This is a genomic window from Porphyromonas pasteri, assembly GCF_014647755.1.
In the GTDB taxonomy this organism is placed as follows: domain Bacteria; phylum Bacteroidota; class Bacteroidia; order Bacteroidales; family Porphyromonadaceae; genus Porphyromonas; species Porphyromonas pasteri.
Map to the genome: position 1 here is coordinate 313,952 of NZ_BMPU01000001.1, position 26,726 is coordinate 340,677.

Annotated in this window: 21 protein-coding genes; 13 read left to right on the forward strand and 8 right to left on the reverse strand. The window is 54.1% G+C overall.

Annotation, left to right across the window (positions count from 1 at the left end):
- Nucleotides 1-233: 233 nt before the first annotated feature.
- The 3 genes from cbiE to tamL are packed head-to-tail and all read left to right on the forward strand — an operon-like array spanning nt 234 to nt 4,446.
- Nucleotides 234-1,403: a precorrin-6y C5,15-methyltransferase (decarboxylating) subunit CbiE gene (gene cbiE / locus IEX77_RS01285; RefSeq protein ID WP_188807739.1), complete on the forward strand. Its 1,170-nt coding sequence runs from the start codon at nt 234-236 to the stop codon at nt 1,401-1,403.
- 15 nt (nt 1,404-1,418) lie between these two features.
- Complete coding sequence (locus IEX77_RS01290) at nt 1,419-2,177, forward strand: shikimate dehydrogenase family protein (protein ID WP_188807358.1); 759 nt, start codon at nt 1,419-1,421, stop codon at nt 2,175-2,177.
- Nucleotides 2,164-4,446 carry a translocation and assembly module lipoprotein TamL gene (tamL, locus tag IEX77_RS01295; RefSeq protein ID WP_229770763.1) on the forward strand — a complete coding sequence of 761 codons (2,283 nt, stop codon included), beginning with the start codon at nt 2,164-2,166 and terminating at the stop codon, nt 4,444-4,446. Before IEX77_RS01290 ends, tamL begins: the two co-directional genes overlap by 14 nt.
- Nucleotides 4,447-4,553: 107 nt before the next feature.
- On the opposite strand, the gene tpx is transcribed toward tamL, so the two are convergent.
- The 4 genes from tpx to IEX77_RS01315 all read right to left on the reverse strand — a co-directional run bounded on the left by tpx (nt 4,554) and on the right by IEX77_RS01315 (nt 9,039).
- Entirely contained in the window at nt 4,554-5,057 is a 504-nt protein-coding gene (tpx, locus tag IEX77_RS01300; protein ID WP_188807359.1) for a thiol peroxidase, read from the reverse strand.
- Nucleotides 5,058-5,162: 105 nt separating this feature from the next.
- Complete coding sequence (locus IEX77_RS01305; RefSeq protein WP_188807360.1) at nt 5,163-5,876, reverse strand: 2-phosphosulfolactate phosphatase; 714 nt, start codon at nt 5,874-5,876, stop codon at nt 5,163-5,165.
- Between the two features lie 80 nt (nt 5,877-5,956).
- Nucleotides 5,957-7,708 carry a phospho-sugar mutase gene (locus IEX77_RS01310; RefSeq protein ID WP_188807361.1) on the reverse strand — a complete coding sequence of 584 codons (1,752 nt, stop codon included), beginning with the start codon at nt 7,706-7,708 and terminating at the stop codon, nt 5,957-5,959.
- A 158-nt stretch (nt 7,709-7,866) separates the two neighbouring features.
- Nucleotides 7,867-9,039, reverse strand: coding sequence for a hypothetical protein (locus tag IEX77_RS01315; protein ID WP_188807362.1), 1,173 nt, complete (start codon nt 9,037-9,039; stop codon nt 7,867-7,869).
- Between the two features lie 763 nt (nt 9,040-9,802).
- Between IEX77_RS01315 and mutA the strand changes: the two genes are divergently transcribed.
- On the forward strand, nt 9,803-11,662 hold the full coding sequence (mutA, locus tag IEX77_RS01320; RefSeq protein WP_188807363.1) for a methylmalonyl-CoA mutase small subunit: 1,860 nt from the start codon (nt 9,803-9,805) through the stop codon (nt 11,660-11,662).
- Nucleotides 11,663-11,682: 20 nt separating this feature from the next.
- On the forward strand, nt 11,683-13,836 hold the full coding sequence (scpA, locus tag IEX77_RS01325; RefSeq protein WP_188807364.1) for a methylmalonyl-CoA mutase: 2,154 nt from the start codon (nt 11,683-11,685) through the stop codon (nt 13,834-13,836).
- A gap of 107 nt (nt 13,837-13,943) precedes the next feature.
- On the opposite strand, the gene IEX77_RS01330 is transcribed toward scpA, so the two are convergent.
- Nucleotides 13,944-14,573 carry a DUF417 family protein gene (locus tag IEX77_RS01330; protein WP_188807365.1) on the reverse strand — a complete coding sequence of 210 codons (630 nt, stop codon included), beginning with the start codon at nt 14,571-14,573 and terminating at the stop codon, nt 13,944-13,946.
- Between the two features lie 256 nt (nt 14,574-14,829).
- Here IEX77_RS01330 and IEX77_RS01335 point away from each other — a divergent pair, with 256 nt between their 5' ends.
- The 8 genes from IEX77_RS01335 to IEX77_RS01370 all read left to right on the forward strand — a co-directional run bounded on the left by IEX77_RS01335 (nt 14,830) and on the right by IEX77_RS01370 (nt 23,041).
- Nucleotides 14,830-15,360 (forward strand): HXXEE domain-containing protein, encoded by a 531-nt coding sequence (locus IEX77_RS01335; protein WP_060936220.1) that lies wholly within the window; start codon nt 14,830-14,832, stop codon nt 15,358-15,360.
- Nucleotides 15,361-15,651: 291 nt separating this feature from the next.
- Nucleotides 15,652-16,134 (forward strand): HU family DNA-binding protein, encoded by a 483-nt coding sequence (locus IEX77_RS01340; RefSeq protein ID WP_188807366.1) that lies wholly within the window; start codon nt 15,652-15,654, stop codon nt 16,132-16,134.
- Nucleotides 16,135-16,277: 143 nt separating this feature from the next.
- Complete coding sequence (locus IEX77_RS01345) at nt 16,278-17,426, forward strand: hypothetical protein (RefSeq protein ID WP_188807367.1); 1,149 nt, start codon at nt 16,278-16,280, stop codon at nt 17,424-17,426.
- Nucleotides 17,427-17,433: 7 nt separating this feature from the next.
- The gene (locus IEX77_RS01350) at nt 17,434-18,150 is read left to right on the forward strand and encodes an SAM-dependent methyltransferase (protein ID WP_188807368.1); all 717 of its coding nucleotides are present in this window, start codon (nt 17,434-17,436) and stop codon (nt 18,148-18,150) included.
- Between the two features lie 11 nt (nt 18,151-18,161).
- The gene (locus IEX77_RS01355; RefSeq protein ID WP_188807369.1) at nt 18,162-19,577 is read left to right on the forward strand and encodes a methyltransferase RsmF C-terminal domain-like protein; all 1,416 of its coding nucleotides are present in this window, start codon (nt 18,162-18,164) and stop codon (nt 19,575-19,577) included.
- Nucleotides 19,578-19,592: 15 nt separating this feature from the next.
- Nucleotides 19,593-20,321 (forward strand): tRNA1(Val) (adenine(37)-N6)-methyltransferase, encoded by a 729-nt coding sequence (locus tag IEX77_RS01360; protein ID WP_188807370.1) that lies wholly within the window; start codon nt 19,593-19,595, stop codon nt 20,319-20,321.
- Nucleotides 20,322-20,821: 500 nt separating this feature from the next.
- On the forward strand, nt 20,822-22,618 hold the full coding sequence (locus IEX77_RS01365) for a DUF349 domain-containing protein (RefSeq protein ID WP_188807371.1): 1,797 nt from the start codon (nt 20,822-20,824) through the stop codon (nt 22,616-22,618).
- Nucleotides 22,619-22,699: 81 nt separating this feature from the next.
- Nucleotides 22,700-23,041, forward strand: a complete 342-nt coding sequence (locus IEX77_RS01370; protein ID WP_009432976.1) for a DUF6122 family protein — start codon at nt 22,700-22,702, stop codon at nt 23,039-23,041.
- 80 nt (nt 23,042-23,121) lie between these two features.
- Here IEX77_RS01370 and IEX77_RS01375 read toward each other — a convergent pair whose 3' ends face one another.
- Genes IEX77_RS01375 through IEX77_RS01385 form a run of 3 tightly spaced genes read right to left on the reverse strand, consistent with a single transcriptional unit; the run spans nt 23,122 to nt 26,725 of the window.
- A complete protein-coding gene (locus IEX77_RS01375; protein ID WP_188807372.1) occupies nt 23,122-24,543 on the reverse strand; it encodes a Gfo/Idh/MocA family protein in 1,422 nt (473 codons plus the stop codon).
- 27 nt (nt 24,544-24,570) lie between these two features.
- Nucleotides 24,571-26,157 (reverse strand): peptide chain release factor 3, encoded by a 1,587-nt coding sequence (locus IEX77_RS01380; protein WP_009433138.1) that lies wholly within the window; start codon nt 26,155-26,157, stop codon nt 24,571-24,573.
- A gap of 10 nt (nt 26,158-26,167) precedes the next feature.
- Entirely contained in the window at nt 26,168-26,725 is a 558-nt protein-coding gene (locus IEX77_RS01385) for a DUF4924 family protein (protein WP_188807373.1), read from the reverse strand.
- Nucleotide 26,726 lies beyond the last annotated feature (1 nt).

The following is a 26,726-nucleotide window of genomic DNA, read 5'->3' on the forward strand; positions in this document are numbered from 1 at the left end:
GTTGACTACTACTGGTCGCGACGCTGAGCACTACTGGTTGCTTAGGGTGACCAGTACTGGTTCGATCATCGACCAGTACTGCTTCAAAAAGCATCACTCGGAAGACCGCTTAGGAATAGGGGAGAAGCCCACCTTATTATTAGTACCTTTGCGACCTATAATAGATAAGCTTGATACTACTCTTGGACGAAAAGAATCTTACAACCCAAGGGCTTCGCTTCACCGTCGTAGGAATGAACGATGAGCAGTGCCCCCTCTTCTCCCCCGAAGTACAGCAACTCATCGCTCGGCATCGAGTCTTCTCGGGGGGGCGTCGCCACCGCGAACTCGTCGCCGATCTACTCCCCGCGGAAGCCGTATGGATCGATATTATCGTTCCCCTCAGTGCGGTCTATCAGGAGTATCGTGCCTTGGACGAGCCCGTTCTGGTCTTTGCTTCTGGTGATCCGCTTTTCTTTGGCTTCACAACGACACTTATGCGCGAGTTCCCTGGACAGGTCGCACAGACCTTCCCCTCCTTTAGCTCTCTGCAGATGCTTGCACATAGCTTGCGCTTGCCCTACCATGATATGCGTGTCGTCTCACTGACGGGACGTCCTTGGCTGGAGCTGGATCGTGCTCTCATCGAGCGTGCCGCAAAGGTGGGAGTCTTGACGGATAAGAAGAATACCCCAGCACTCATCGCTCAGCGGATGATCGACTATGGCTATACGGGCTATCAGATGCATATCGGTGTGCGACTCGGAGGGAGCCGAGAGGAAGTCTATAGCCTCCCGCTACATGAAGTCGTCGGACGAGAGTTCGGTCACCCCAACTGCCTGATCATTGAAGACCCACAGCCCACGGCATACGATGCCCCGATTGGCCTGCAAGAGCTGGATTTCTTCCCCCTCAATGGTCGTGTGAATATGATCACGAAGATGCCGGTGCGTCTGGTGAGCCTAAGTCTGCTCGAGCTTGAGCGTCGTCGTAGCTTCTGGGATGTAGGCTTCTGCACAGGCTCGGTGTCTATCGAGGCCAAGCTCCGCTACCCTCATCTCTTGGTGACCTCCTTCGAGGTGCGTCCCGAGGGGAAGGAGCTCATGGAGGTCAATAGCCGTCGCTTCCATGCTCCAGGTATTGACTACCATATTGGAGACTTCCTTAGCCAAGATCTTGAGTCGCTTCCCCGCCCCGAAGCCGCCTTCATCGGTGGGCATGGGGGAAAGCTCATTGAGTTTGTTGAGCGCCTCACTGCGCTTATGGGAGCTGATGGCGTGCTCGTCTTCAACTCGGTCTCAGAGGAGACACTGGCGCTCTTCCGCGAGGCCATCGAGCGAGTCGGCTGGCATATCTCCTATGAGACGCTCCTTACGGTGGATGCTCACAATCCCATCACTATCCTCCAGGCTAAGGGGAAATAGATATCAGCAGATTAGATGCCGACACGTTGTAGCTATGGGCTCATAGGTCGTCCCTTGGGGCACTCCTTCTCTCCTCGATATTTTTCGGAGCTCTTTGATCGTCTCGGGATAGATGCTTCGTATGAGAGCTATGAGCTTCAGAGAATAGAGGAGTTGCCCGAGCTATTGGCTACTCATCCTTCGCTCCGAGGGCTGAACGTCACGCTCCCTTATAAGCGAGAGGTGCTTCACTATGTGGATGCTTGCTCTCCCGAAGTGGAGCGTCTGCAGGCCGCCAACGTACTGCATATTGAGCATACTCCTTCAGGAAAGCGCCATATCACCGCACATAATACGGATGTCTGGGGCTTCTACCACTCACTGCTCCCTCTTCTTGGAGAGGAGCGACCTCATGCCTGGGTCTTCGGTACGGGAGGTGCAGCCTCTGCCGTACTCTATGCGCTCGAGCAACTCGGTATCAGCTATGAGCAGGTGAGCCGTACTCCCCAAAATGGACAGCGCTCTTACGAAAGCTTGACAAGAGAAGAGGGGGAAGCGACCCCTCTATGGATCAATGCTACGCCCATAGGTCTTCACGAAGGAGAGTGCCTCCCCTTGCCCTACGAGGCTCTTGGGGAGTCTCACCTTTGCTATGATCTCATCTATAATCCCTCACCGACGACCTTCCTCCGTCGAGCCCTGCAGAGTGGAGCACGAGCGAAGGATGGTCTCGAGATGCTACACCTCCAGGCCGATAAGGCTTGGCAGCTATGGACAGCGAATGAAGAAGAATAGATATGCCTTGGCCCTTGTGCTGGGGTTAGCCTTGGCCTCCTGCTCGACGACGAAGTACGTCGGGGACGGGAGCTACCTACTTACGAAGGTCACTATCCAAGTGGACTCCCTCGACCAGACAGAGCGGGAGCAGCTCGGTGACCTTGAGTCCTTCCTTCCACAACGCCCCAATACAAAGCTCTTGGGGCTCTTTGACTGGACACTTGGTCTCTATAGCTTGAGTAATCCTAAGAGTAATAGCTTCCTCAATCGTCAGCTGCGTAAGTGGGGGGATCCTCCTGTGCTCTATAGCGCAGAAGAAGCTGAGTTTGGTCGAGCCAACCTCACCGCAGCGATGTACAATATGGGCTACCTCAAGGCTCAGACGACTCTCCGTGTGGATACGACCAAGGCTAAGCGAGCTCGCCTGGCATACACCATCATACCTGGTCGCCGTCTACGTGTAGGCCGCTTCTCGGAGTCCATTCAGGATAGCAGTATTGCCCAGCATCTTTACCCTCAAGATACACTCATAGAGAAGCGTCGCTTCCGTGGTGAGCGCTATCGCTCTTATCTCCATTCAGGCGCTATCCTCTCTCCTCAGAATATGCAGGCCGAGCAGGAGCGTATCACTCAGATTCTTCGTAATAGAGGCTACTATACTTTCTCTGGTGATAGTGTCCGCTTCGAGGTCGATACGCTGGTAGCCTCCGATGTATGGGTGCGTAGCGTAGTTCACTCGCCCGAGAAGACCTATCGCATCGGACGCGTGCGGATGCGTCAGATCGCTCGATATGAGACGGGAGAGTCCCTGAAGCAGACGCGTGATGGGATTAGCTTTGATCTTGACCCGAAGCACTATATCCGCCCCTCGGAGCTTGCACGACGTATCTGGATCCGTCCAGGTGCACTCTACTCGATGCAGCATACCTCATCGACCTATACTGCTCTGAGCGAACTGCCAACCTTGCAGAGCGTCTCGATCCAGTACCACCCCGACACGCTAGCTACGGACTCCGCTGTCTTGGACTGCGACATTACCGCTGCCTCCACCCAGACGAAGAGTATCGGTGGGGATATCGTCGGGACGAACTCCTCGGGGAACTTCGGGGTGAGCTCTTCGCTGAACTTCCAAAATAGCAACCTCTTCCATGGTGGTGAGCAGCTCCACCTCCAGCTGCGTGGTGGCTATGAGAGCCTCGGTGAGCGCCGTAATGACCACTTGAACTATGGGGCAGAGGCTTCACTTACCTTCCCTCGTCTGCTCGTGCCCTTCCGCCATTCGAAGGGGCCATCAACGATCCTATCCTCGACAAGCTTGCAGGTAAGCTATGACCACCACCGCCGTCCAGAGTTCAGCCGTGATATCTTCTCCTTCAAGTGGGGCTATAGCTGGCACAGCCACTACACACCCGCCTATCGCCATCAGCTGAAGGTCATCGACTTGGACTTCCTTCACTTCGGCTATATCAATGAGGAATTCCGCCGCTCGATGCCGCTCATCACGCAGATCCTGAACTACCGAGATCAGTTTGTCCTCGGGGCTTCGTACCTCTTCCGCTACAACTCGCTCAATGACTACCGCCTCTCGACTTCGCCTTGGATACATAACCTGCGTCTCTTCGTCCAGTCATCGGGGAGTCTGCTCTATGGGGTATCGGCACTGCTGAATAGGGAGCGTGATGCCTACGGGTCGTATCGCTTCTTCGAGACGAACTTTGCGCAGTTCGTCAAGGGTGAGATTGACTATAGTGGGCTTCGTAAGCTGAGCGAAGGGAATGCCTTTGCCTATCATCTGGGGCTAGCCGTCGCTTATCCCTATGGCAATAGTCAGTACGTGCCTGTTGACCTTCGCTACTTCGCTGGTGGCGCTAATAGCCTGCGTGGCTGGTCTGCACGTAGCCTCGGCCCTGGTAGTATGCCTCGTTCAGCAAGCCAATCCATCTTCGATCAGGTCGGGGATATCAAGCTTGAGATGAATGCCGAGTACCGTATGAAGATCCTTGGCCCTCTCCAGCTCGCCCTCTTTGCTGACGCAGGGAATATCTGGACGATACGCGCCTATCAGAATCAGCCGCAGGGAGACTTCCAGTGGAACCGCTTCTACAAGGAGATCGCCCTGTCAAGTGGGCTGGGGCTGCGCTGGGACTTTGACTACTTCGTCCTTCGCTTTGATGTGGGGGCTAAGCTCCATGACCCGCAGGTGGAGAATGGCCGTCCTTGGGTCATTACCTACCAAGAGCCTAAGCAGCTACTTGCCTTTAATATTGCCATTGGCTACCCCTTCTAATTCGTAGTATCTCGTACTACGCACGGGATAAAAAGAGAGCGTCGCATAGCTCCACCACAGTGGACTATGCGACGCTCCCTTTTTTGTGTGGAGTAAGTTCCCTTGAGCTACTTCAGTGCAGCGAGTGCAGCTTCGTAGTTAGGCTCCTGCGTGATCTCGGGGACGAGCTCGGTGTAGAGGATCTTGCCAGCCTCATCGATGACGATGACGGCACGTGCCAAGAGACCAGCCAGAGGTCCATCCTTCTGCTCAAGGCCATAGTGCTCTGTGAAGCAGTTGTGGCGGAAGACAGATACGGGTACTACCTTGTCGAGGCCTTCAGCACCGCAGAAGCGTGACTGAGCGAAAGGCAGGTCCTTAGATACGCAGAGGACGACGGTGTTGTCGAGCTTAGAGGCTTCGGCATTGAAGCGGCGTACGCTGGTAGCGCAGACACCCGTGTCGACGCTGGGGAAGATGTTGAGCACGACACGCTGACCACGCAGATCCTCGAGGTGGATCTCGCTGAGGTTCGTCTTCGTAGCCCCGAAGTTAGGAGCGGTAGTGCCTACGGCAGGCATTTCACCAGAGAGGTGTACGATGAGGTCTTTTTTGAAAGTGACTGTTGCCATTGCTTGTTGTATTGTTTTTGTCTCCTTGCCAGAAAGGTAGGAGGGGGTTAGCTTATTCGCTCTTATAACTATAAGGCTGCCAGCTATGTTCACTCGAGCATGTGACTACAGCGCACGAAGCCATCCATCTTCCAGGCGTAGGACAAGGTTGAAGAGGCTTAGGCTCATGCAGTAGGTCACACAGTCTGCGAAGCCAGCTTGCTCTAGTCGTACGTAGTGGTCGCTACTCTTGATGTACTCCGTGCGAGCATCGAGAGTCGCTGCATGGTCCTTCCACAGGTCGCGTACCATACGGGTGGTATCGTCACCTGCAGTAGCTCCCGCTTCTACGGTGAAGGCACCTGCATAGAGCATATCCTCCATAGAGGCCTGTCCCTTCCAGCCTGCAGCGAGTACGACGACATCACGGCCGGAGCGCTGGCAGTAGTCGATGGTCGCACGCAGGTTGGTCAGTGCCCCGACGAGGATCTCCTCTGCACCATACTCTCGGGCTATCGTGAGGGCTCGCGTACCATTGGTCGTCGTGAAGACGATCTCACGCCCGCTGACCAAGTCCGTCGTGTACTCTGCGGGATCATTGCCGAGCTGGGCGAAGTCACAACGTACGACATTGCGCTCGGCCGCGATGAGTGCACCCAGACGCTTACCCGTCTCCTCGGCCTCTTCGGTCGAAGCTACAGGGAGTATTCCCTTAGCTCCATGGGCAAAGGCTGCGACCATCGTGGTCGAGGCTCGGAAGATGTCCACGATGATGACGATACTATTAGGACGGTGGTAGAGCGGATAGAGCTCAGGGGAGGGACAGAGATAGACTTGCATAGAGGATGATAAAATGAAGCTACCTCCCGCGGATGGTTTACCCACGGGAGGTAGCGATATGTATCGAAAGAGGAGGGGGGTTAGATGCCGAGCTCCTGACGGATGACCTGGATCTTCTCGAGGCAGGCGGCTTCAGCAGCGGGGAGATCTTCCTTAGAAGTTACCTTACCACGTACACCGATGTAGAACTTGATCTTGGGTTCCGTGCCAGAGGGACGGATGGATACCTTCGTCCCGTCAGCTGTCTTGTACTGGAGTACATTGCTGGTCGTAGGCATGTCGAGCGTGAAGACCTCGCCCTTGTCGAGCCAGAGGCCCTGGAGCTTGGCGTAGTCGAGGACCTCGACGACGGGGCTTCCTGCCAGAGTCTTGAGAGGATTCTCACGGAAGTTCTTCATCATAGCTTCGATCTCTTCTGCACCGCTCTTACCCTTGCGGACTACACTGACACCCTGGTCCTTGTAGAGACCATACTCTACGAAGACCTGCTGGAGGAGCTGGTAGATAGACATGTCACGGTCGGCTGCCCATGCAGCGAGCTCGGCGAACATACAGCAGGCCGATACTGAGCTCTTGTCACGGATGAAGTCCTCTCGGAGGAAGCCATAGCTCTCTTCACCACCACCGATGTAGTTCAGCTTGCCTTCGTTCTTGCGGATGACGTCTGCGATCCACTTAAAGCCCGTGTAGCAGTCGAAGAGTATGACGTTAGACTTCTCTGCGATAGCACGGATGAGCTCTGTGGTTACAATGGTCTTTACGACGTAGTCGGTAGGCTGGAGGAGGCCAGCGTCGCGACGATTGGCGATGGCGTAGTAGGTCAGGAGGGAGCAAATCTCGTTCCCGTTGATGAGGACGATCTTACCCTCCTCGTTGCGCACTGCTACCCCGATGCGGTCTGCGTCAGGGTCGGACGCTAAGACGATATCAGCACCAGTCTCCTCGGCACGGCGGATAGCTAGCTCGAGGGCTGCGGGCTCCTCGGGGTTGGGAGAGTGGACGGTGGGGAAGTTTCCGCTGACGACATCCTGCTCAGGGACGTTGATGATGTTCGTGAAGCCAATAGCACGCAGTGCTTCAGGGATGATGCGTACACCGGTACCGTGAATAGGCGTGTAGACGATCTTCATGTCGTGGTGGCGTGCGATAGACTCCTTCTGGGGCGCAGAGAGTGAAGCGACACGCTCAATGAAGCGCTTGTCGAACTCTTCGCCGAGGAAGTGTATGAGCTCGGGGCGAGCTTCGAAGCGGATATCTTCAGCGCGCGTGATCTTATTGACCTCAATAATTGTGTTGCGGTCATGGGGAGCGAGCATCTGTGCCCCGTCAGACCAATAAGCCTTATAGCCGTTGTATTCCTTGGGGTTGTGCGAGGCGGTGATCATTACGCCGCTCTGGCAGCCAAGTTCACGAATAGCAAAGGATACCTCGGGCGTAGGACGAAGGCTCTCGAAGAGATAGACCTTGATGCCGTTAGCAGAGAAGACCTCAGCGGTGATGCGTGCGAAGACATCACTATTATTACGGCAATCATGGCCGATAACTACCGAAATTTCGGGGAGGGAAGCGAAAGCCTGCTTGAGGTAGTTCGCCAGTCCCTGTGTAGCCGCCCCGACGGTGTAGCGGTTCATGCGGTTGGAGCCTACGCCCATGATCCCACGCAGACCACCCGTGCCGAACTCTAAGTCCTTATAGAAGGCTTCGACGAGCTCTGTGGTATCTTCTGCATCGAGGAGGCGCTGCACTTCAGCGCGCGTCTGTTCATCGTATCCAGGTGTCAGCCAGCCTTGGGCCTTGGCACGTACCTGGGCTAAGAAGGTGTCTTGTTCCATGTGTCCGTTGGATGTATGATGAGAGTTGTATTCTCTAATTGTGAATAACTACTAACAAAGATAAGACATTTCTAAGGGAAACACTACGCCCCCACCTGGCGGATGGTCATCCGTAGGTGGGGGCGTAGTGATATGGTGTTAGCCTCTTGGGCTATGGCTTAGAGGGCAGCACCCGTCCAGCCCTTAGCAGAGAGAGCAGCATTGACAGCCGTGGTGAGAAGTTCGCCCTTAACCTTAAGGGTGCCACCTGAAGTCTGCAGTCTATTGATCATCTTGACAAGCAGATCTTCGGTAAACTCCATATTCTTCAGCGTGATGCTTTTCACCGTTGAGCGAGCTGCACCATTAGCAATATACTGGGCAGCCTGTACAGCAGGGATGTTGTCAAACTCGACAGCGATAGCGCCTGCTTTGCTATCCTTCAGCTTTACACCCGTTGCATTGCTGATAGCGAACTTAGAAAGGGTGGCATTGGTGAACGTTACATCCTTTAAGTTAGGCTTGTTGCCGAGGTCTGCATTGAGCTTGATACCAGCGGTAGGTGCGGTTGCGTAGAGGATTTCCAGCTCCGTGCTCTTAGCGAACGTGAAGTTTGAGAAGAAGGGAGACTGGCAGAAGAACTTCTTCAGCTTAGGCAGATTGTCGAAGTCGCACTTACCATCCTGCAGGGTTGCAGTACGCATGATGAAATTCTCGATGACGTTGTTAGCGGGAAGCTTGACCTCGCTGATACGAGAGGCCTTCTCTGGGATAGTGCCAAAGGCATCCGTCATCTCAGGGAAGTTGGCGCCCAGATCCCACGCACCAATTCCGAGGTTCTTCAGCTTGGTCTGCTTGGTGAGGTCAAGGCTTTCGATTGAGTAGCCAGCGATGAGGAGGGACTCCAGGTCCGTCAGTCCAGAGAGGTCGATTGCCGTTGCAGTGGCCGTAGCAGAAGAGCTCTTTGATACGAGGATGAGGGTCTTCAAGAGAGGAGAAGACTTAGGAAGGCTGAGGTTTGTGATATCGTCGCTCTGGATCTTGAGCTTCTCTACGTTCCCATTGATACCGAGGAGGCCATTGGCGCCGACGGTATACTTCGTCTTGTCAGTAGCGTCCATCGTAGCACCGAGGATCTTAAGACCCGTCTGGGGCTCGATGTAGACCACAGAACCCGCAGGTACCGTGAGGACAGCCTGAGAGTTCTTGATCGCAGCGACATCCGCAGAGGCGTCAGTTGTGTTGGGGTCGGTAGATACTACTGGAGCGGGCTTGGGTTCATCCTTCTTGCGGCAGGATGTCGTCCCGATGAAGAGGCTGGCAAGTGCCAGAAGTGCAAGGGATTTCTTCATTTCTTTATTGTTTACAAGTGTAAAGCGCGAGGCGCTTGATGTTATCTTTTATCAAATGCAAAGATAAATAAAATACTGACTTTGCAATAGCGTTGTCGCAAATCTGCCGCTCTATAGCTCCATGAGGTATCCCAAGGAAGTGCCGACTTCGTCTCGTGTGAGTTCCTCTCTATACATATATAATGTATATAAGGAGTAGCGAGCGGGTGAGTAGCGGTTAATTTGTCTTAGTCTTGGAATCCGTAGAAAAGCTTCTTATGATTGGTGATTTTCCAGAAGGGGCATTGGTGATTTTGTCGCTTCGGTGTGAGGGGCGCTTTAAGGGGCTTACTCCCAGGGGATTGATAGGTAGCAGGCCTGTGCTATGTAGGGCTGGTTTTGCGACCAGTACTAGTCTCTGAGTTGACCAGTACTGGTTGCATATATTGACCAGTGCTAGTTGGTGCAGTGACCAGTACTGGTCCGATTGGCAATCAGTACTGGTTTGTTTAGCTCCTCATTAGAGTGATGAAGGTGAAAAGCCTATAAGTTCCTAGTACTGCGCTCCTCTTAGGCGGAAGATTACCTGCCGGAGGGCGGTAGCACTCGCTCCGTTGGGAAGAGGGTGAGGAGTCGTGGATGATACGATGCGTCTCCATCGGGTAATATCGCATTCTGCCAGCCTTTTGCACGTCTCTGGAAAACCTTTGGCGAGCCTAGGTCGTTTCACTGATTTACGTTACCTTTGCGGATATAAGTAATCAATTCACTAAATTGAACTATTATGGCAACTGACAAAGAACGGTTACTGAGCGAATTCCCTGCCATTAGCACACAGGAATGGAAGGACAAGATCGTGACCGACCTGAAGGGAGCTGACTTCGAGCGTAAGCTCGTCTGGCGTACCAACGAAGGATTCAACGTCAACCCCTTCTATCGTCGCGAAGACCTCGAAGGTCTCTCTACCCCCAAAGTGATGCCTGCAGAGTACCCCTATGTCCGCTCCACGCGTATGGACAATGAGTGGCTCATCCGTCAGGACATCAATGTAAATGACCCCAAGGAAGCCAATGAAAAGGCACTGGATATCCTCAATAAGGGGATTACCTCGCTGGGCTTCAAGCTTCGTCGCGATCAGGTCAACAAGGAAACTCTGGCCATCCTGCTCAAGGGCATCATGCCCGAGGCTATCGAGCTGAACTTCTCTTGCTGCATCTCTGTAGCAGCTCAGCTCGCAGGCGAATTGGCCGCTTATCTCACCGAAGTAGGAGCCGATGTAGCACAGTGCAAGGGCTCGATCAACTTCGATCCCTTCAAGAAGCAGCTCGTCAAGGGTATTTCTAACCCCCAGTGGGTGGCTATGTGCGCACAGCTCCTCGATGCTGTCCGCCCCCTGCCTCAGTACCGCGTCCTCACGGTCAATGCCCTCAACATCAATAACGCCGGTGCCTACATCTACCAGGAGCTGGGCTATGCACTCTCTTGGGGTGCTGAGCTCATCGACAAGCTCACGGAAGCAGGCTACTCCATCGAAGAACTGACGAGCCGTATCAAGTTCGTCTTCGGCGTAGGGTCCAACTACTTCATGGAGCTGGCTAAGTTCCGTGCTGCACGCTGGCTCTGGGCTGAAATCATCGGTGCCTACGGCGATCAGTATAAGGGTGACGCAGCTAAGATCCACATGCACGCTGTCACCTCTACCTGGAATAAGACGATCTACGATGCTCACGTTAACCTCCTTCGTACACAGACCGAAGCGATGTCAGCGACCTTGGGCGGTGTAGACTCTCTGACGGTACAGCCCTTCGATGTTACCTACCAGGAATCAGACAACTTCTCCGAACGTATCGCACGCAACCAGCAGCTCCTCCTCAAGGAAGAGTCTCACTTCGACAAGGTCATCGACCCCGCTGCTGGCTCCTACTATATCGAGCATCTGACGAACGCCCTCGCAGAGCAGGCTTGGAAGCTCTTCCTCGCTGTAGAAGAAGAGGGTGGCTTCGCTGCTGCTGTCGAAGCTGGTAGCGTACAGAAGGCGGTCAACGCTAGCAACGCTAAGCGTCACGCTGCTGTCGCTGCTCGTAAGGAAATCTTCCTCGGTACGAACCAGTTCCCCAACTTCACCGAAACGGCTGCACAGAAGGTCGCTGAGGTCGAAGCAGGTGGTCACAGCTGTGGCTGCGGTACTCCTTCGATCGAAGCTCTGAACTTCGACCGTGGTGCTTCCGAATTCGAAGCTCTTCGTCTGGCTACTGAGCGTAGCGGCAAGGAGGTCAAGGTCTTCATGCTTACGATCGGTAACCTCGCGATGCGTCTGGCTCGCTCTCAGTTCTCCAGTAACTTCTTCGCTTGCGCTGGCTACAAGGTCCTCGACAACCTTGGCTTCGCTACGGTGCAGGAAGGTGTTGACGCTGGTCTCGCAGCTGGTGCCTCGATCATCGTCCTTTGTTCGAGCGATGATGAGTATGCAGAGTTCGCTCCTGAGGCGTACAAGTATCTCGCAGGTCGCGCTGAGTTCGTCGTAGCAGGTGCTCCTGCTTGTGCAGACGACCTCAAGGCTGTCGGCATCGAGAACTTCATCAACGTGAAGAGCAACGTCCTCGAAACGCTCCGCCAGTTCAACCAGAAGCTTGGTATTAACTAATCGGTAAGGAGACAGAAGAAATGAAACCACAATTCAAGAACATAGATATTAAGTCTGCAGGCTTTGCCCAGACTTGCCCCGTCGAATGGGCTTCGAAGCAGGATAACAGCTCAGTATGGCGTACCGCCGAGCAGATCCTCGTCAAGCCCGTCTACACGGCGCACGACCTCGAAGGGATGGAACATCTCGACTATGCTTCCGGTATTCCTCCTTACCTACGCGGTCCTTATAGCGGTATGTACGCTATGCGTCCTTGGACGATCCGTCAGTATGCAGGCTTCTCTACGGCTGAAGAGTCTAACGCCTTCTATCGCCGTAACCTCGCCTCTGGTCAGAAGGGTCTTTCTGTAGCCTTCGACCTCGCTACCCACCGTGGGTACGACGCTGATCATCCTCGTGTAGTCGGTGACGTCGGTAAGGCTGGGGTATCGATCTGCTCGCTGGAGGATATGAAGGTGCTCTTCGATGGTATCCCCCTCAACAAGATGTCCGTCTCGATGACGATGAATGGTGCCGTACTTCCTGTCATGGCATTCTACATCAACGCAGGTCTCGAGCAGGGTGCTAAGCTTGATGAGATGGCTGGTACGATCCAGAACGACATCCTCAAGGAGTTCATGGTGCGTAACACCTACATCTACCCACCCGAATTCTCGATGCGTATCATCGCTGACATCTTCGAGTACACGTCGCAGAACATGCCTAAGTTCAACTCGATCTCTATCTCCGGCTACCACATGCAGGAAGCTGGTGCTACGGCAGACATCGAGATGGCTTACACGCTCGCTGACGGTCTCGAATACCTCAAGGCTGGTATCGCAGCAGGTATCCCTGTAGATAAGTTCGCTCCTCGTCTGTCCTTCTTCTGGGCTATCGGGATGAACCACTTCATGGAGATCGCTAAGATGCGTGCTGCACGCTGCCTCTGGGCTAAGATCGTCGGTCAGTTCAACCCTGAGAACCCCAAGAGCCTTGCGCTTCGTACGCACAGCCAGACGTCTGGTTGGTCACTCACCGAGCAGGATCCCTTCAACAACGTAGGTCGTACCTGTATCGAAGCTATGGGTGCAGCACTCGGTCACACGCAGTCGCTCCACACCAATGCTCTTGACGAAGCTATCGCACTGCCTACGGACTTCTCAGCTCGTATCGCTCGTAATACGCAGATCTACATCCAGGAAGAGACCCTTATCTGTAAGGAGATCGACCCATGGGCAGGTTCGTACTACGTCGAAAGCCTTACGAACGAACTCATGCACAAGGCATGGGAGCACATCAAGGAAGTCGAAAGCATGGGTGGTATGGCTAAGGCTATCGAAACGGGTCTGCCTAAGATGCGTATCGAAGAAGCTGCTGCTCGTACGCAGGCTCGTATCGACTCTCGTCAGCAGGTCATCGTCGGTATCAACAAGTATCGCCTCGAGAAGGAAGATCCTATTGATATCCTCGAGATCGACAACACTGCTGTACGCGAGCAGCAGATCTCTCGCCTCGGCGATCTGCGTAAGGGTCGTGACGAAGCTGCTGTCAAGGCTGCTCTCGAAGCTATCACCCACTGCGTAGAGACGAAGGAAGGTAACCTCCTTGATCTCGCTGTCAAGGCTGCTGCTCTCCGTGCTTCTCTCGGTGAAATCTCTGACGCCTGCGAAAAGATCGTAGGTCGCTATAAGGCTATCATTCGTACTATCTCAGGCGTGTATTCTTCAGAATCAGGCGAAGATAAGGACTTCATCAAGGCTAAGGCTCTTGCTAAGAAGTTCGCTGAAAAGGAAGGTCGTCAGCCCCGTATCATGATCGCTAAGATGGGTCAGGACGGTCACGACCGCGGTGCAAAGGTTGTCGCAACGGGCTACGCAGACTGTGGCTTCGACGTGGATATGGGACCTCTCTTCCAGACTCCAGAAGAGTCCGCTCGTCAGGCTGTCGAAAACGACGTCCACGTGATGGGCGTCTCTTCACTGGCTGCAGGTCACAAGACGCTGATCCCTCAGGTCATCGAAGAGCTGAAGAAGCTTGGCCGTCCCGATATCCTCGTCACGGCTGGTGGTGTCATCCCTGCTCAGGACTATGAGTTCCTCTACAACGCAGGTGTTGCCGCTATCTTCGGTCCTGGTACCCCAGTAGCTTACTCCGCTGCTAAGGTCCTCGAGATCCTCCTCGGTGAAGAAGCCTAAGCAACTCCAATAAGGTAGCCCCCGAGGCTACACTACTAAACGGCAGAGAGCCCCATCCACCGAAGTGGATGGGGCTCTCTTTTTAGCCTTTATCGAAGGAGGATCGCTTACTTCTTCAGTCGTGCGAGGATCTTACCTGCAGATTCTGAGAGGAGGACCACAGCACCAGCGAGGATCGCAGTATCCTTAATTACGAGGCGACCAGCACCAGAGAGGAAGGGGAAGCCATTGGCCCATTCGCCAGCAGCTAAGGCTTCGGGCGAAGCGTGTACCCATGTTTCGGGCGTGGTGATGAGGAAGCTCAGCGTCCCAAGGGTCATGATGATGCAGAGGACTTCACCGATGATGCCGAGGTAGGGCGAGAAGAGTCCGAGGAAGACGAGGATACCGATCGTCATGATCAGGATACCAAGGCCGTGAGAGAAGAGGTAGGTACGGTTCTCTACATGCCAATCGTGCTTAGCCTGATCATACTTACCCTCAGGCACCTTATTGAGGGTGTATTCCTTTACGGTCTTGCCTTCGTCGTTGGTCACCTTGTTATTGGCGTCCTTGAGGAAGAAGCTCATCAGCGGGCTATTTGCCACGAAGGGGATGATCCCATTGGCTTCGTAGTTAGCGAACTTCAGGCCACCGATCCATACGAAGATGATGAGGATGGCCACACGGATCAGTTTGCGTCCGAGGCCCCCGAGGTTGCTCGCGCACTCCAAGAAGGAGATGAATGCCTTTTGCATTTTGTTTGAGTTGTTTGTTAGGTTGTTGTTAAATGAATTGTCTGACTTACAAACCTGATGCTTCTTGGGAAAGTTCATGCAGTGCAAGTTCGTGGCTGCTGAGAAGGCTTGGTTTTGGGGCGAAAGTACTATCCGTTTTACTCGCATATGGCCCTATTGACACCGCAGCTTGCCGTTTTGTTTATCACAAATCTATTACATTTGGTTGAGTAAGTCGCCTATGATGAGGCCAATTATCTATAGGATGGAATTAGCTATGAGTAATTTAGATCTGACGATGTTAGTTCTCCCGCTGGTATTCATGGTGCATGAATACGAGGAGATCATCATGTTTGAGCCTTGGTTACGCTCCAATAGAGAGGAGCTGAGAAGGCGTTTCCCCCGATTTGCGCAGTTCTTTGAGAGGAGCGGGTACTTTGATTATTCTACCTCTACATTTGCGATTGGTACGGCTCATGAATTTCTTCTGGTCGCAGTCATCTCTACTTTGGCCGTATGGCAGGGCGTATATGCATGGTGGTTTGCTGCGTTTTCCGCACACTTTGTACATCTTATCATACACTTTATCCAGTGGATCGTGTATCGGAAGTATGTCCCTGTCATCGTGAGTACTATCTTAAGCCTTCCTTATTGCCTCTATGCTTTGAGCGAATTTATTCACGCCTCGCTCCTATCACCCTCGCAAATATGCTTGTGGGGACTTATCGGCATTGTAGGTATGGTGCTGAGTGTGTGCTCTGCATTTTTTATTATGGCCAAGGTCCACCGCACTTCCTCACGAATGTAATATAACATTCAGCCGAAAGTAATATAACATTCGGTCGAAAGTAATATAACATTCAGCCGAAAGTAATATAACATTCAGTCGAAAGTAATATAACATTCAGTCAGAAGTAATATAACTTCCTGAGTGAAATGATATTACTTCGCTTGCAAAGTACTTCTACTTTCCGACGAAAGTCAAGTGTTATTTGCCAGAAAGATTACTAACTTTGCTTATACTTAAATCGATACCTCACCGCAAAGCCCCTCCTCCTTCCTTGAGGTAATGTTTCCGAGGGAAAATCTAATTCATGTTATGGCAAATAAACCATTACAATTTGTTGTCGTCGAGCGCAAGCTCGCTGTCGGCAAACATGCTGGTAAGGTCATGCAGATCGCAAAGCCAACCGGCCGTCATCATGTTGACTTCCGCAACTTCTGCGAGCGAGTCGCCAAGTCCACCACCTTCAATCGCCAAGAGGTCGAGGCTGTCCTCAACTACGCTACTGAGATAGCGAAGGACATCGTAGCGAATGGAGATATCGTGGACTTCGGGGATCTCGGTTCGCTGATGCCTTCATTCAAGAGCAAGGCTGTAGAGAAAGGGCAGAAGTTCAATGCGAACATCCACATCGAGAAGCCTGTGGTACTCTTGAAGCCTTCGAGAAAGTACTTCACACTTACCGATGTCAGTTACGAGCAGACAGAGCCTAAGACCAAGGCTGCGAAGTCAAAGCCCAAGAAGAACACGCCCGAGGGCGGCACGCCTTCTGAGGGCAACGGGCACGTAGGTATCTAACGCTCGACGGCTAAGCCAAGACGCTTCGCCCCGCCTTCACGCGATGAAGGTGGGGCGAATGCCTTTGGTGGCAGGAGGAATCAGCTCCTTCGGGGAGCGGGAGTCGATGAACTACTACAGGGCGTAGGGTGTTCTAAGAGTGCATGATGAAGATTATTCGCACGATTTATCATAAGACACGGCGCCTCATCGCCAATACGCCTCCGCTGCCGACGGAGCTATTTACTTTCCCTTTGGGCTTGACACTGGTCCTGCTCTTCCCGCCGGCTGTGGCGTGGATAGCAGTAGCCGCCTTGCTCACACTCTCTATGCTCCTCCTGTGGTGTATGGGGGCGCTGTGGGTCAATCGCTCTGTCGTCGGCCGTTCGCTCTTTGTGCTCCTCCTGTGGGGGGGGCTTTTCCTGCTCTCTCCCGAGGACGTCATGGAGCATCCCTTAGGTGCTCAGGCGCTCCTCTTGATCAGCTATCTCATCAGTAGTATCGTCGTCGCGGCCTATCGCTGGGCAAAAGAGCACCGAATGAAGGGGCAAGGGCTCTGCATCCGTGGGCGGATCCTGCGTGTCGAGCGACTACGCTTCGAGCGCATCTTAGTCCTTTCGTCTCTGGCGGGACTGCTCTTCCAAGGGCTTTGTGCTCAGCTTTGCCCCGTAGAGCATCGTGATCTCCTGCATATCGCCTCTACCTTCATCGTCCTCTTCACGTGGGCGGTCTACACGATCGAGTGCATTCACCTCGTCTGGGTGCAACGTCGCCTCGAGAATGAAGAATGGATCCCCGTGCTCAGCGATGACCAGCGCCCCATCGGTCGGGTGCCTAAGACGACTCCCGAATATGAAGGCGGCCGCCTGCCAGTAGTTCGCCTCATCGCCTTATCGCGAGATATGATCTATCTGGAGCAGTCCGAGGCGCCATCACTCCCCGCTGCAGCTGGCTACGACACGCCATTCATCTCGTGGCTCACTGAAGGAAGCCGCCCCGACCAAGTAGCTCAGCGCCTCATCGACCTGCGCTTCTGCGGCATCCGTCGTGCGCGTCCCCGCTTTCTACTTCATTATCACGAAGAGATCAATGGTCAGGCGCTCAGCGTCTATCTTTTCGCAGTGGACATCGCAGAGCCTGGGCAGCTGCTCATCGACTGTCTTCCGACGCGTGGCAGATGGTGGCCCATCGACCATCTGGCTCCAGAGATCGAGACGGGTGACTTCACTCGCTACCTGCGCTCCGAATACCCTTACTTAGAGCAGACGCTACTCCTGGCGCATCGTCTTCGCTCTTCATCTTCCCATTCCTAAGACTTCTATGGCTCACTCCAATCTCGGCAAGCTCTATCTCATCCCAGTGCCCATCGCCGAAGTAGATCATCGCACTTGCCTGCCCGAATATAATCGGGAGCTACTGCCTACGATCCGTCACTACATCGTAGAGAATATCCGCTCGGCACGGCGCTTCCTCAAGGCCGCTGATCGGAATATTGACATCGATAGTATCACCTTCTACGAGCTGAATAAGCACACGCCCGAAGGCGCTATCGGGGAATATCTCCGCCCTGCACAAGCTGGTGAGCCCGTGGGCGTGATCTCGGAGGCGGGCTGTCCTGCTGTAGCTGACCCAGGAGCTGATGTAGTAGCACTGGCACAACGTCTCGGTATCGAGGTCGTCCCGCTTGTCGGACCCAGCTCGATCCTAATGGCTCTGATGGGCTCTGGCTTCAATGGTCAGGGCTTTGCCTTTGTAGGGTATCTGCCTATCGAAGATGCTCGCCGCGTACAGACACTCAAGGAGCTGGAGCATCGGGTGCGTACCAAGGGCGAGACGCAGATCTTTATCGAGACGCCCTACCGCAATGTGCAGCTCGTTGAGCAACTCATTCGCCACTGCTCTCCAGATCTCAAGCTCTGCATCGCATCGGGTATTAGCTCCGAAGGCGCGATACTTCGTACGCGAAAGCTCTCTGCTTGGCGCGGCAGTATCCCCCAGATTCACAAGGTCCCCACGATCTTCCTCATCGGTCAGTAAGCTCCTTTGCGATGGCACTTCAGACACCTATCCCCGCTTTATTCTCCGATCAGCTTCGGGAGTTACTCCCCACCGAGGCCGAAGCCCTGCTTGCTTCCTTAGACGAAGAAGCATCTGTCTCGGTGCGCCTCAATCGGCGTAAGACGGAGACGCCTCCTGCTTCTCTACCTATTGGAGAAGCTGTCCCTTGGGCTAAGCCTGTGGGCTTCTACCTTGATGGGCGTCCTGCCTTCGCCGCTGACCCACTTTGGCACGCAGGTGTCTACTATGTACAGGAGGCTTCATCGATGCTTCTACGCCTTGTAGCTCCACTCTTGGGCGAAGAACCCTTGCGTGCGCTTGACCTCTGCGCTGCTCCAGGCGGGAAGAGTACGCTCCTCGTGGACCTTCTTCCCGAAGGCAGTATGCTGGTGAGCAATGAACTCATTCGCTCGCGAGCACAGATCCTCGCGGAGAACATTCAGAAGTGGGGTGGGGTACACTCTGTAGTGACCTCGACCGAACCGCAGCGTCTGGGGCGTCTCAGAGAGCAATTCGACTTCATCTTAGTCGATGCACCTTGCTCGGGCGAAGGGATGTTCCGCAAAGAAGAGGAAGCCCGCCGCCAATGGACCCCTGGCTTAGTCGAAAGTTGTGCCCGTCAGCAGCGGGAGATCCTTGACGATATCTGGCCAGCACTTGCACCTGGTGGGCTGATGGTCTATAGTACTTGCACCTTCAATCGTCAGGAGGATGAGGATATGCTCACCTATCTCGTCGAGGAATTAGGTGCCGAGCCTGTGGCCTTGCCTGACTTTCCCGAGCCGATCACACCATCGCCGCTCAGCTCTTATCCCTGCTACCGTATGATGCCGCACCGCTTGCGTGGCGAAGGCCTATTTATGGCCGTTGTCCGTAAGCCAGATGCCGAGGTAGGTAGTACATGCTCAAAGCCCACTCGCTCTAAGAGCAAACCTAATCCCAAGCTCCCTCAGGAGGTACTCCGATGGCTTAGCCCAGAGCTACGTGCAGATGTCACGCTACAGTCCTTACCAGACGGCACTCTCACGGCTATTCCCTCGGCATTGTATCCCATCGTCGAAGCGCTCCAAGGGGCGAAGATTCCCATTCTTACTTCGGGTATTCCTTTGGCTGAAGTCAAGGGGCGCGACTTCTTACCGCTTCCAGCTCTCGCTCTAAGTGTGGGTCTGGACGAAGAAGCCTTCCCCCGAGCCGAACTGACACAAGAAGAGGCGATCCGCTACTTGGCTCGTGAGGCTGTCACGCTTTCAGCCGATACGCCTCGTGGACTTGTCCTCGTCACCTACGAAGGCTACCCCTTAGGTTTCGCGAAGCACTTGGGCAACCGAACGAACAATCTCTATCCGCAGGCATGGCGTATTCGCCATCCTGAGCTCCTGCTCTCTGGGCTGGACGCGAAGGAGTAATACCTTCGCTCATCTATGGATAAGCCCTTTTATCTAAAGCAATTTGCCCTCCATCAGGAGAATACGGCGCAGCGTGTGGGGACAGATGCCCTGCTCTTAGGAGCATGGCCCTTCGTCCACACATTGCCCGAGAAGGCGCATATCCTTGATGTCGGAGCTGGGACAGGCATTGTCTCGCTGATGATGGCACAGCGCTTCTCGGGAGCAATGGTCGATGCGTGGGAAGTAGAAGACGGTGCTCTCAAGGACGCTGCGACGAACTTTGCCGCCTCTCCCTTTGCTGATCGTCTTCGCATCCACTCACAAGACTACCTGCATGCCAAGCAGGAGCAGTGGCATCCCTTTGATCTAATCATCTCCAATCCTCCATATTACACCGAGGGCATTCTGCCAGATGATGCGCGTCTGAGCTTAGCGCGGCACGTAGCCGAAGGTCTATCGCCAGAGAATCTCCTTCGTACGGCAGCACGACTCTTAGCTCCTCGTGGTGCCTTAGCCTTTATCTCGCCTGCGGCCTCTCTCCCCTCCCTTCGTCGAATCGCTGTCGAGTCGGGCTGGCGACTTAGTGAGCTGGTTACGATCTATTCGAAGCCTGGAGAGGTCAAGCGTACGCTTACGCTTTGGTCTCGCCTCTCCGATACTGCGGAATACACACCGACCCACCGTCTTGATCTCACGCTTCAAGATGCTATGGGAGCATCCTCAGCCGAGTATAAAGCTTGGCTTGGGGACTTCCTTCTTTGATTCTCCCATCTTTTCATAGAGTATCCTTGGTAGTGGAGCTGAATAGGCTTCACTATCCCTTGGTGTACCGAGGTATATAGGTATGTGGTGGTGACCAGTACTGGTCAGCAGTCGAAGTAGTACTGGTCACTATATGTTACCAGTACTGGTCGCAAATTGGACCAGTACTGCTTCACTCGTTGACCAGTACTGGTTCATATTTCCCCTCTTTACGGCTGGTTCGGAGTACTTCTTTGACGGCTTGGTATGGTCTGCTATATGTCTGGGCTTTGTTCGATAGAGATAGCCGATGTATCGTGCTTGACTTGAAAGGTGGCTCCCTCAAGCAGGAATCATGAATATATACCGCTGGAGAATTGGGGCAAAAGGAAAAAAATGTTTAGCTTTGTAGTGAGCAAGATTTTCAGTCCTTATTATACCTCTTCAAAGGCTTTTGGATACAGTCTCTCCAAGGGGTAGAGTAGGGATGGGATAGCACTACAATATAGAAGAGAATGACTATGGAACTCCAGACACCAGACCAAGCACAGCTTGACCACACTGCCCCCGCAGCACAAGACGCGGCTACACCACTCGATCAGACTCCCTCCTACCAGTCCATGAGCCCTCAGGAGCTCGTCGATCACTTGGCTGTACTCCTCCAACAAGAAGAACTTCCTGAGCGTAAGCTCGTCGAGAATATCCGTGGTCAATTCATTCGTCGTCGTGAACGCCTTGATCCTAATGACAAGGAGCAACGTGAATCCTTCGAAGTGCAGGAGCTCCGCCTCGAAGGTCTGCTCTCGACCTTCCGTGAGCACGACAAGAAGCGTCAGGAGGCCTTAGAACAGCTCTATGCTGAAAACAAGGTCAAGAAGGAAGCTCTCCTTCAGCGCTTCGAGGATCTCTTCAAGAGTAATGAGGAAGGCGCCGAATTTGGGAGCCTTTACTCGACCTTCACTGCTATCCGTGATGAGTGGAATGCCCTGGGCCAACTGGATCCCAAGGATGCCACTGTACTCAACCGCCGCTTCTATGAGCTACGTGATCAGTTCTATGATCTCAAGGCTATCAACGATGACCTGCGCCAGATCGACTTCAAGAAGAATCTGGAGGCAAAGCAGGCTATCCTCGCAGAGCTCCGTGAGCTCGATAGTGTGAAGGATACGATCGCGGCCTATCGCCGTCTGCAGGAGCTCACCGCGCAGTGGCACGAACTTGGCCCTGTATCAAAGGAGCATCGTCAGGAGATCAACACCGAATTCAAGCAGCTGGCTACGGCTCAGCATAAGCGTCATCAGGAGTTCCACGACCAGCGTAAGGCTACCGAGGAAGAGAATCTCCAAGGTAAGGAGCGCCTATGTCTGCAGGTGGAAGAACTACTTTCTTCCGCTCCGCTCTCCTCGCACTCTGCCTTCAACAAGGCTGTTGAGCAGATCAAGGCTATGCAGGAAGAGTGGCGTAAGATCGGCCGTGCTCCCCGTAAGGACAACGAATCCATCTACCAGCGCTTCCGTGCCGGTATCGATGCTTTCTTCCGCCGTCGCAATGACTTCTTCAAGGCTAATCACGAGCACACCGAAGAGATTCTACAGAAGAAGCGTGCGCTCATCGAGCGTGCCGCAGCTCTGAAGGACAGCACCGCTTGGGAGGAAACGACCAACGCACTCAAGGCACTCCAAAAGGAATGGCAGGAGCTCGGTGCCGTCTCTCCTAAGTACAGCCAGAAGATCTGGGAAGAGTTCCGTGCCAGCTTCGACTATTTCTTCGATCGTAAGAAGAAGGAAGCTCCCCGCCGTGACAAGGCTTACAGCGAAGCTCGCAAGAGTCTGGCGGTAAAGCGTGAGATCATCAAGGAACTTACGGCTATCAATGAAGGCGAAGTACCAGAGAATCTCCGCGACCTGCTTAATAGCTACAATGAACGCTGGAAGCAGGCTGGCTTCGTCCCCAACAAAGACCGTGAGGCTATCAATGCAGCTTATCGTGAGCTGCTCGATGCTCTGCATGGCAAGCTACGCCGTCATCGTGAGGAGCGTCGTCTCTCGGGCTATAGCGCTTCGCTGAGTAATCTCGAGGGTAAGGGGGCCACGCTGCAGAGCGAGCATAGCCGTATGCAGCGTCATCTGGACCGTCTGCGTAGCGAGCTTCAGACCTATGAGAGCAACCTGACTCGCCTCAACATCAGTAGTAAGTCGGGCTCTTCACTCCTCTCCGAGATAGAGCGTAAGCGCGATGCTCTCGTAGCAGACATCCATCTGACGGAGCAGAAGATCGCCCTCCTCGTAGAAAAGGAAAAGGCAGGCGAAGAGGCTTAGTCCCTTCCTCCTCTCACTTCATAGCGACTCCCCAGGGACCCCATGATGGCGTGCCTGGGGAGTCTTTTATCTCCCGCTCCTATGCTCGCTCGCACACTCGTGCACTATGGTCTGCACTTCGTCTTCCCGCTGGTGATAGCGCTGCTCTGGCCGCGTCGTCGCTGGACGGTGGTGTATCTCCTGCTTCTATCGACTATGCTGATCGACGTAGACCACCTCTTGGCACGCCCGATCTTTGACCCGAATCGCTGTAGTGTCGGGACGCATCTCCTGCACTCCTATCCGATGGTAGGGCTCTATGTGGTGATGCTCTTCCTGCCCTATGAGCGCTGGGGATGGCCTTGGTGGCTACGTGTCTTAGCGGTTGGCTTGACCTTGCACATCCTCACTGACTGGCAGGACTTTTACCTGTGGTTGCACTGAGGTATTGATATAAAGAGAGCGCCCCGATAAGCCTATCGCTTATCGGGGCGCTCTGTCTTTAGGGGAAAGTATCCGAAGGACTACTTAGCGAAGTGCAGCTGAAGGCCCTTGATACGCTTCCAAGCTCCACGAGTGAAGTCGGGGAAGGCAACAGGTGCAGACTGGTGTTCCAGAGAGAGACGAGTCAGGTCACCGATGACAGACCATTCAGCGAGGTCATAGACGTCCATATCGAGGGGCAGACCATTGCGCATGCAGTAGATCAGACGATAGTCCATGATGAAGTCCATACCGCCGTGACCACCGACCTTCTTAGCCTTCTCAGCGATCTCCTTCTGGATGGGGTGCTGGTACTTCTTCATCAGCTCATCTCTGGTAGCATCACTGACGTAGTCGTGGCTCTTGAGGTCTTCGTGGTTAGGTACAGCCTTGAGGTTCTGCTCCGTGGGACGGAGAGCATAGCCTTCGTTGGGGTACTTGTTAGCGAAGCCGTCGGTACCGATGACTTGATACATACGGTCGTATGGGCGGTAAGAAGCTACGTTGTGCTCGAGGTAGATCGTCTTGCCAAGAGCTGTCTTGATGAGTGTCTGAGTCATCTCACCATTCTTGACCACGGGATTCTTTACGCCGAGCTGCTTCTCCATGAAGCGGGGGATGGAGGTGGCAGGTACGTCCATAGAGGTGAGGTACTCCATGCGGTCACCACGGTGGATATTGAGTACCCAGCAAGCTGGGCCAAGGCCGTGTGTCGCATAGACATCACCGCGATTCTCCTGATTGAATTTCAGGCGCCAGTTGCCTTCGTAGTACTTCCAGAAGGGCTCGAGGTTGTGGATGTAGGCACCCTTGGCGCTGAGGACATCACCGAAGAGGCCCTGCTGAGCCATGTTGAGCGTGGTGAGCTCGAAGAAGTCATAGACGCAGTTCTCGAGCATCATGCAGTGACGCTGCGTGCGCTCAGCCGTGTTGATGACGTCCCAAGCTTCCTTGAGGGTCGTCACAGCTGGTACTTCACAAGCGACGTGCTTGCCCTTCTGCATGGCATAGATCATCATAGGAGCGTGACGTGCCCAGTCGGTAGCGATGTAGACCAGGTCGATGTCGGGGCGGTCGCAGAGCTGCTTCCATGCCTCTTCGCTACCGCTGTAAGTAGCTGCTTCGGGGAAGCCTGCCTTCTTGAGGATGGCTTGGCTCTTCTCGACACGGTCGGGATGAAGGTCACAGAGAGCCTTGATCTCTACGCCCTCGATCTGGGTGAAGCGCTCGACGGCACCTGGGCCACGCATACCCAGCCCGATGAAGCCGACGCGAACGACGGGCATCGGAGCATGACGGAGTCCGAGTACATCTCGCTGCCCAGCGGGGCGCTTAGGGATAGCGGTCTCGAGTAGGTAGCTCTTAGCGGGCTGCTTACTCTTTGCCTTTCCCTGGGCGCTTACGGCACCCACCGAGAGGATCGTAGCCAGAAGTAGGGAGGCTACTTGCTTAATTGCTTTCATGTAATTGTGTAGAATTAAAATATGGTATTATTTACCGAATTCGGAGGTGAAGTGGAAGCGTATCTTGGGGAAGTCCTGCTGCGCCATCGTCAGTACATAGCCCGAGTCGGCCAGATAGACATCACGACCAACAAGGTCCTTCGCCATGAACTGAGACTTACGCTTCTTGAAGTTCTCGAGCTCTGCGGGATCATCGCTTTCGATCCAGCACGCCTTGTAGAGGCTGATAGGCTCCCAGCGACAGGCGGCGCCATACTCGTGGAGTAGGCGGTACTGGATGACTTCGAACTGGAGCTGGCCGACCGTGCCAATGATCTTACGACCGTTGAACTGATTGACGAAGAGCTGTGCTACGCCCTCGCCCATGAGCTGGTCGATACCCTTGGCGAGCTGCTTGGTCTTCATCGGATCTTGGTTCTCGATGTACTTGAAGAGCTCGGGGGAGAAGCTGGGGAGCCCCTTGAAGTGAAGCTCCTCGCCAGCCGTAATGGTATCACCGATGCGGAAGTTCCCCGTGTCAGGTAGACCGATGATGTCGCCTGCAAAGGCCTCTTCTACCGTCTCCTTACGCTGGGCCATGAAGGCCGTTGGGCTGCTGAACTTCAAGCTCTTGCCGAGGCGTACGTGCTTGTAGCTCGCATTGCGCTCGAAGCGACCGGAGCAGATCTTGATGAAGGCGATACAGCTACGGTGGTTGGGGTCCATATTTGCATGGATCTTGAAGACAAAGCCTGTGAAGGCGGGTTCGTAGGGCGATACCTCACGTTCCTCGGCCTTGACGGGGCGTGGAGATGGGGCGATCTCTACGAAGCAGTTGAGGAGCTCTTGCACCCCGAAGTTGTTGAGTGCCGAGCCAAAGAATACGGGAGCGATATCGCCTGACAGATATTCTTCGCGGTCAAACTCGGGGTATACCCCATCAACAAGCTCCAGATCCATACGGAGCTTCTCTGCCTGCTCGGGCGTGATGTGCTGCTCGAGTTCGGAGGAGTTGAGGTCTGTGATCGTGACGCTCTCTGTGATACGCTGCTTGTCGGGGGTGAAGAGATTGAGTGCCCCCTCGTGGATGTTGTAGACACCACGGAATCGCTGACCCATGTCGATGGGCCAAGAGAGAGGGCGTACACGTATCTGCAGCTCCTTTTCGATCTCATCAAGTAGGTCGAAAGGATCCTGCCCCTCGCGGTCCATCTTATTGATGAAGACCATCACGGGGGTCTTGCGCATACGGCACACCTCCATGAGACGGCGGGTCTGGGTCTCTACCCCCTTAGCTCCGTCGATGACGATGATGACGCTATCGACAGCGGTGAGGGTACGGAAGGTATCTTCAGCGAAGTCCTGGTGACCAGGAGTGTCCAAGATGTTGATCTTGTAGCCAGCGTACTCAAATCCCATGACGGAGGTTGCTACGGAGATACCACGCTGCTTCTCGATCTCCATCCAGTCACTCGTCGCGGTCTTCTTGATCTTGTTACTCTTGACGGCACCTGCTACGTGGATAGCCCCCCCGAAGAGGAGGAGCTTCTCGGTGAGGGTCGTCTTACCGGCGTCAGGGTGACTGATGATAGCGAAGGTACGTCGCTGGTCGATCTCTTTCTTATATTCGTTCATGTAGGGGGATCTAATTATGAGTAGTGTCTTCGGCCTCAATGCCCTCTTGCTCCATCTTGTAGCGGTGAGCAAGCATAGCGAGGAAGGCGCTGATTTGCTTCATTGACTTTTTGGTCTCCTCGCTGACCTCCTTATGCTGGAGGCTGAGGGTGATATAGCCGTAGAGGGCATTAAAGCAAGTCTCAAGGTCGCTCTCCACTGCTCCGTTATTCTTGCCTCGGAGCTGGATGAGAGCTGGAAGTATCTGCAGGTGCAGTCCCGAGTAGACGATGTCATTGGGATTGCTGATGAGGCGGCGGTGAAGCTCCTCGAGCTGCATAAGTACGATGCGGTTGACGTCGAGGTGACCCGACTCTACCTTGCCCTCGGTGCGCATCATCTCGATGAGCTCAAGATACCATGAGCGGATCTCGGCGCGCTTCTCTTCGTCGACGTCGTAGCGAGGGAGGAGGAGCTGCTCAACGCCCTCAGGTGATACGCCTGCAGCACGGATGAGGTCCTCTACCTGCCACATATAGAGCAGGTATTCTGCGATATTCTCTTTGCGCTTCTTCTGTGCAATGATCATA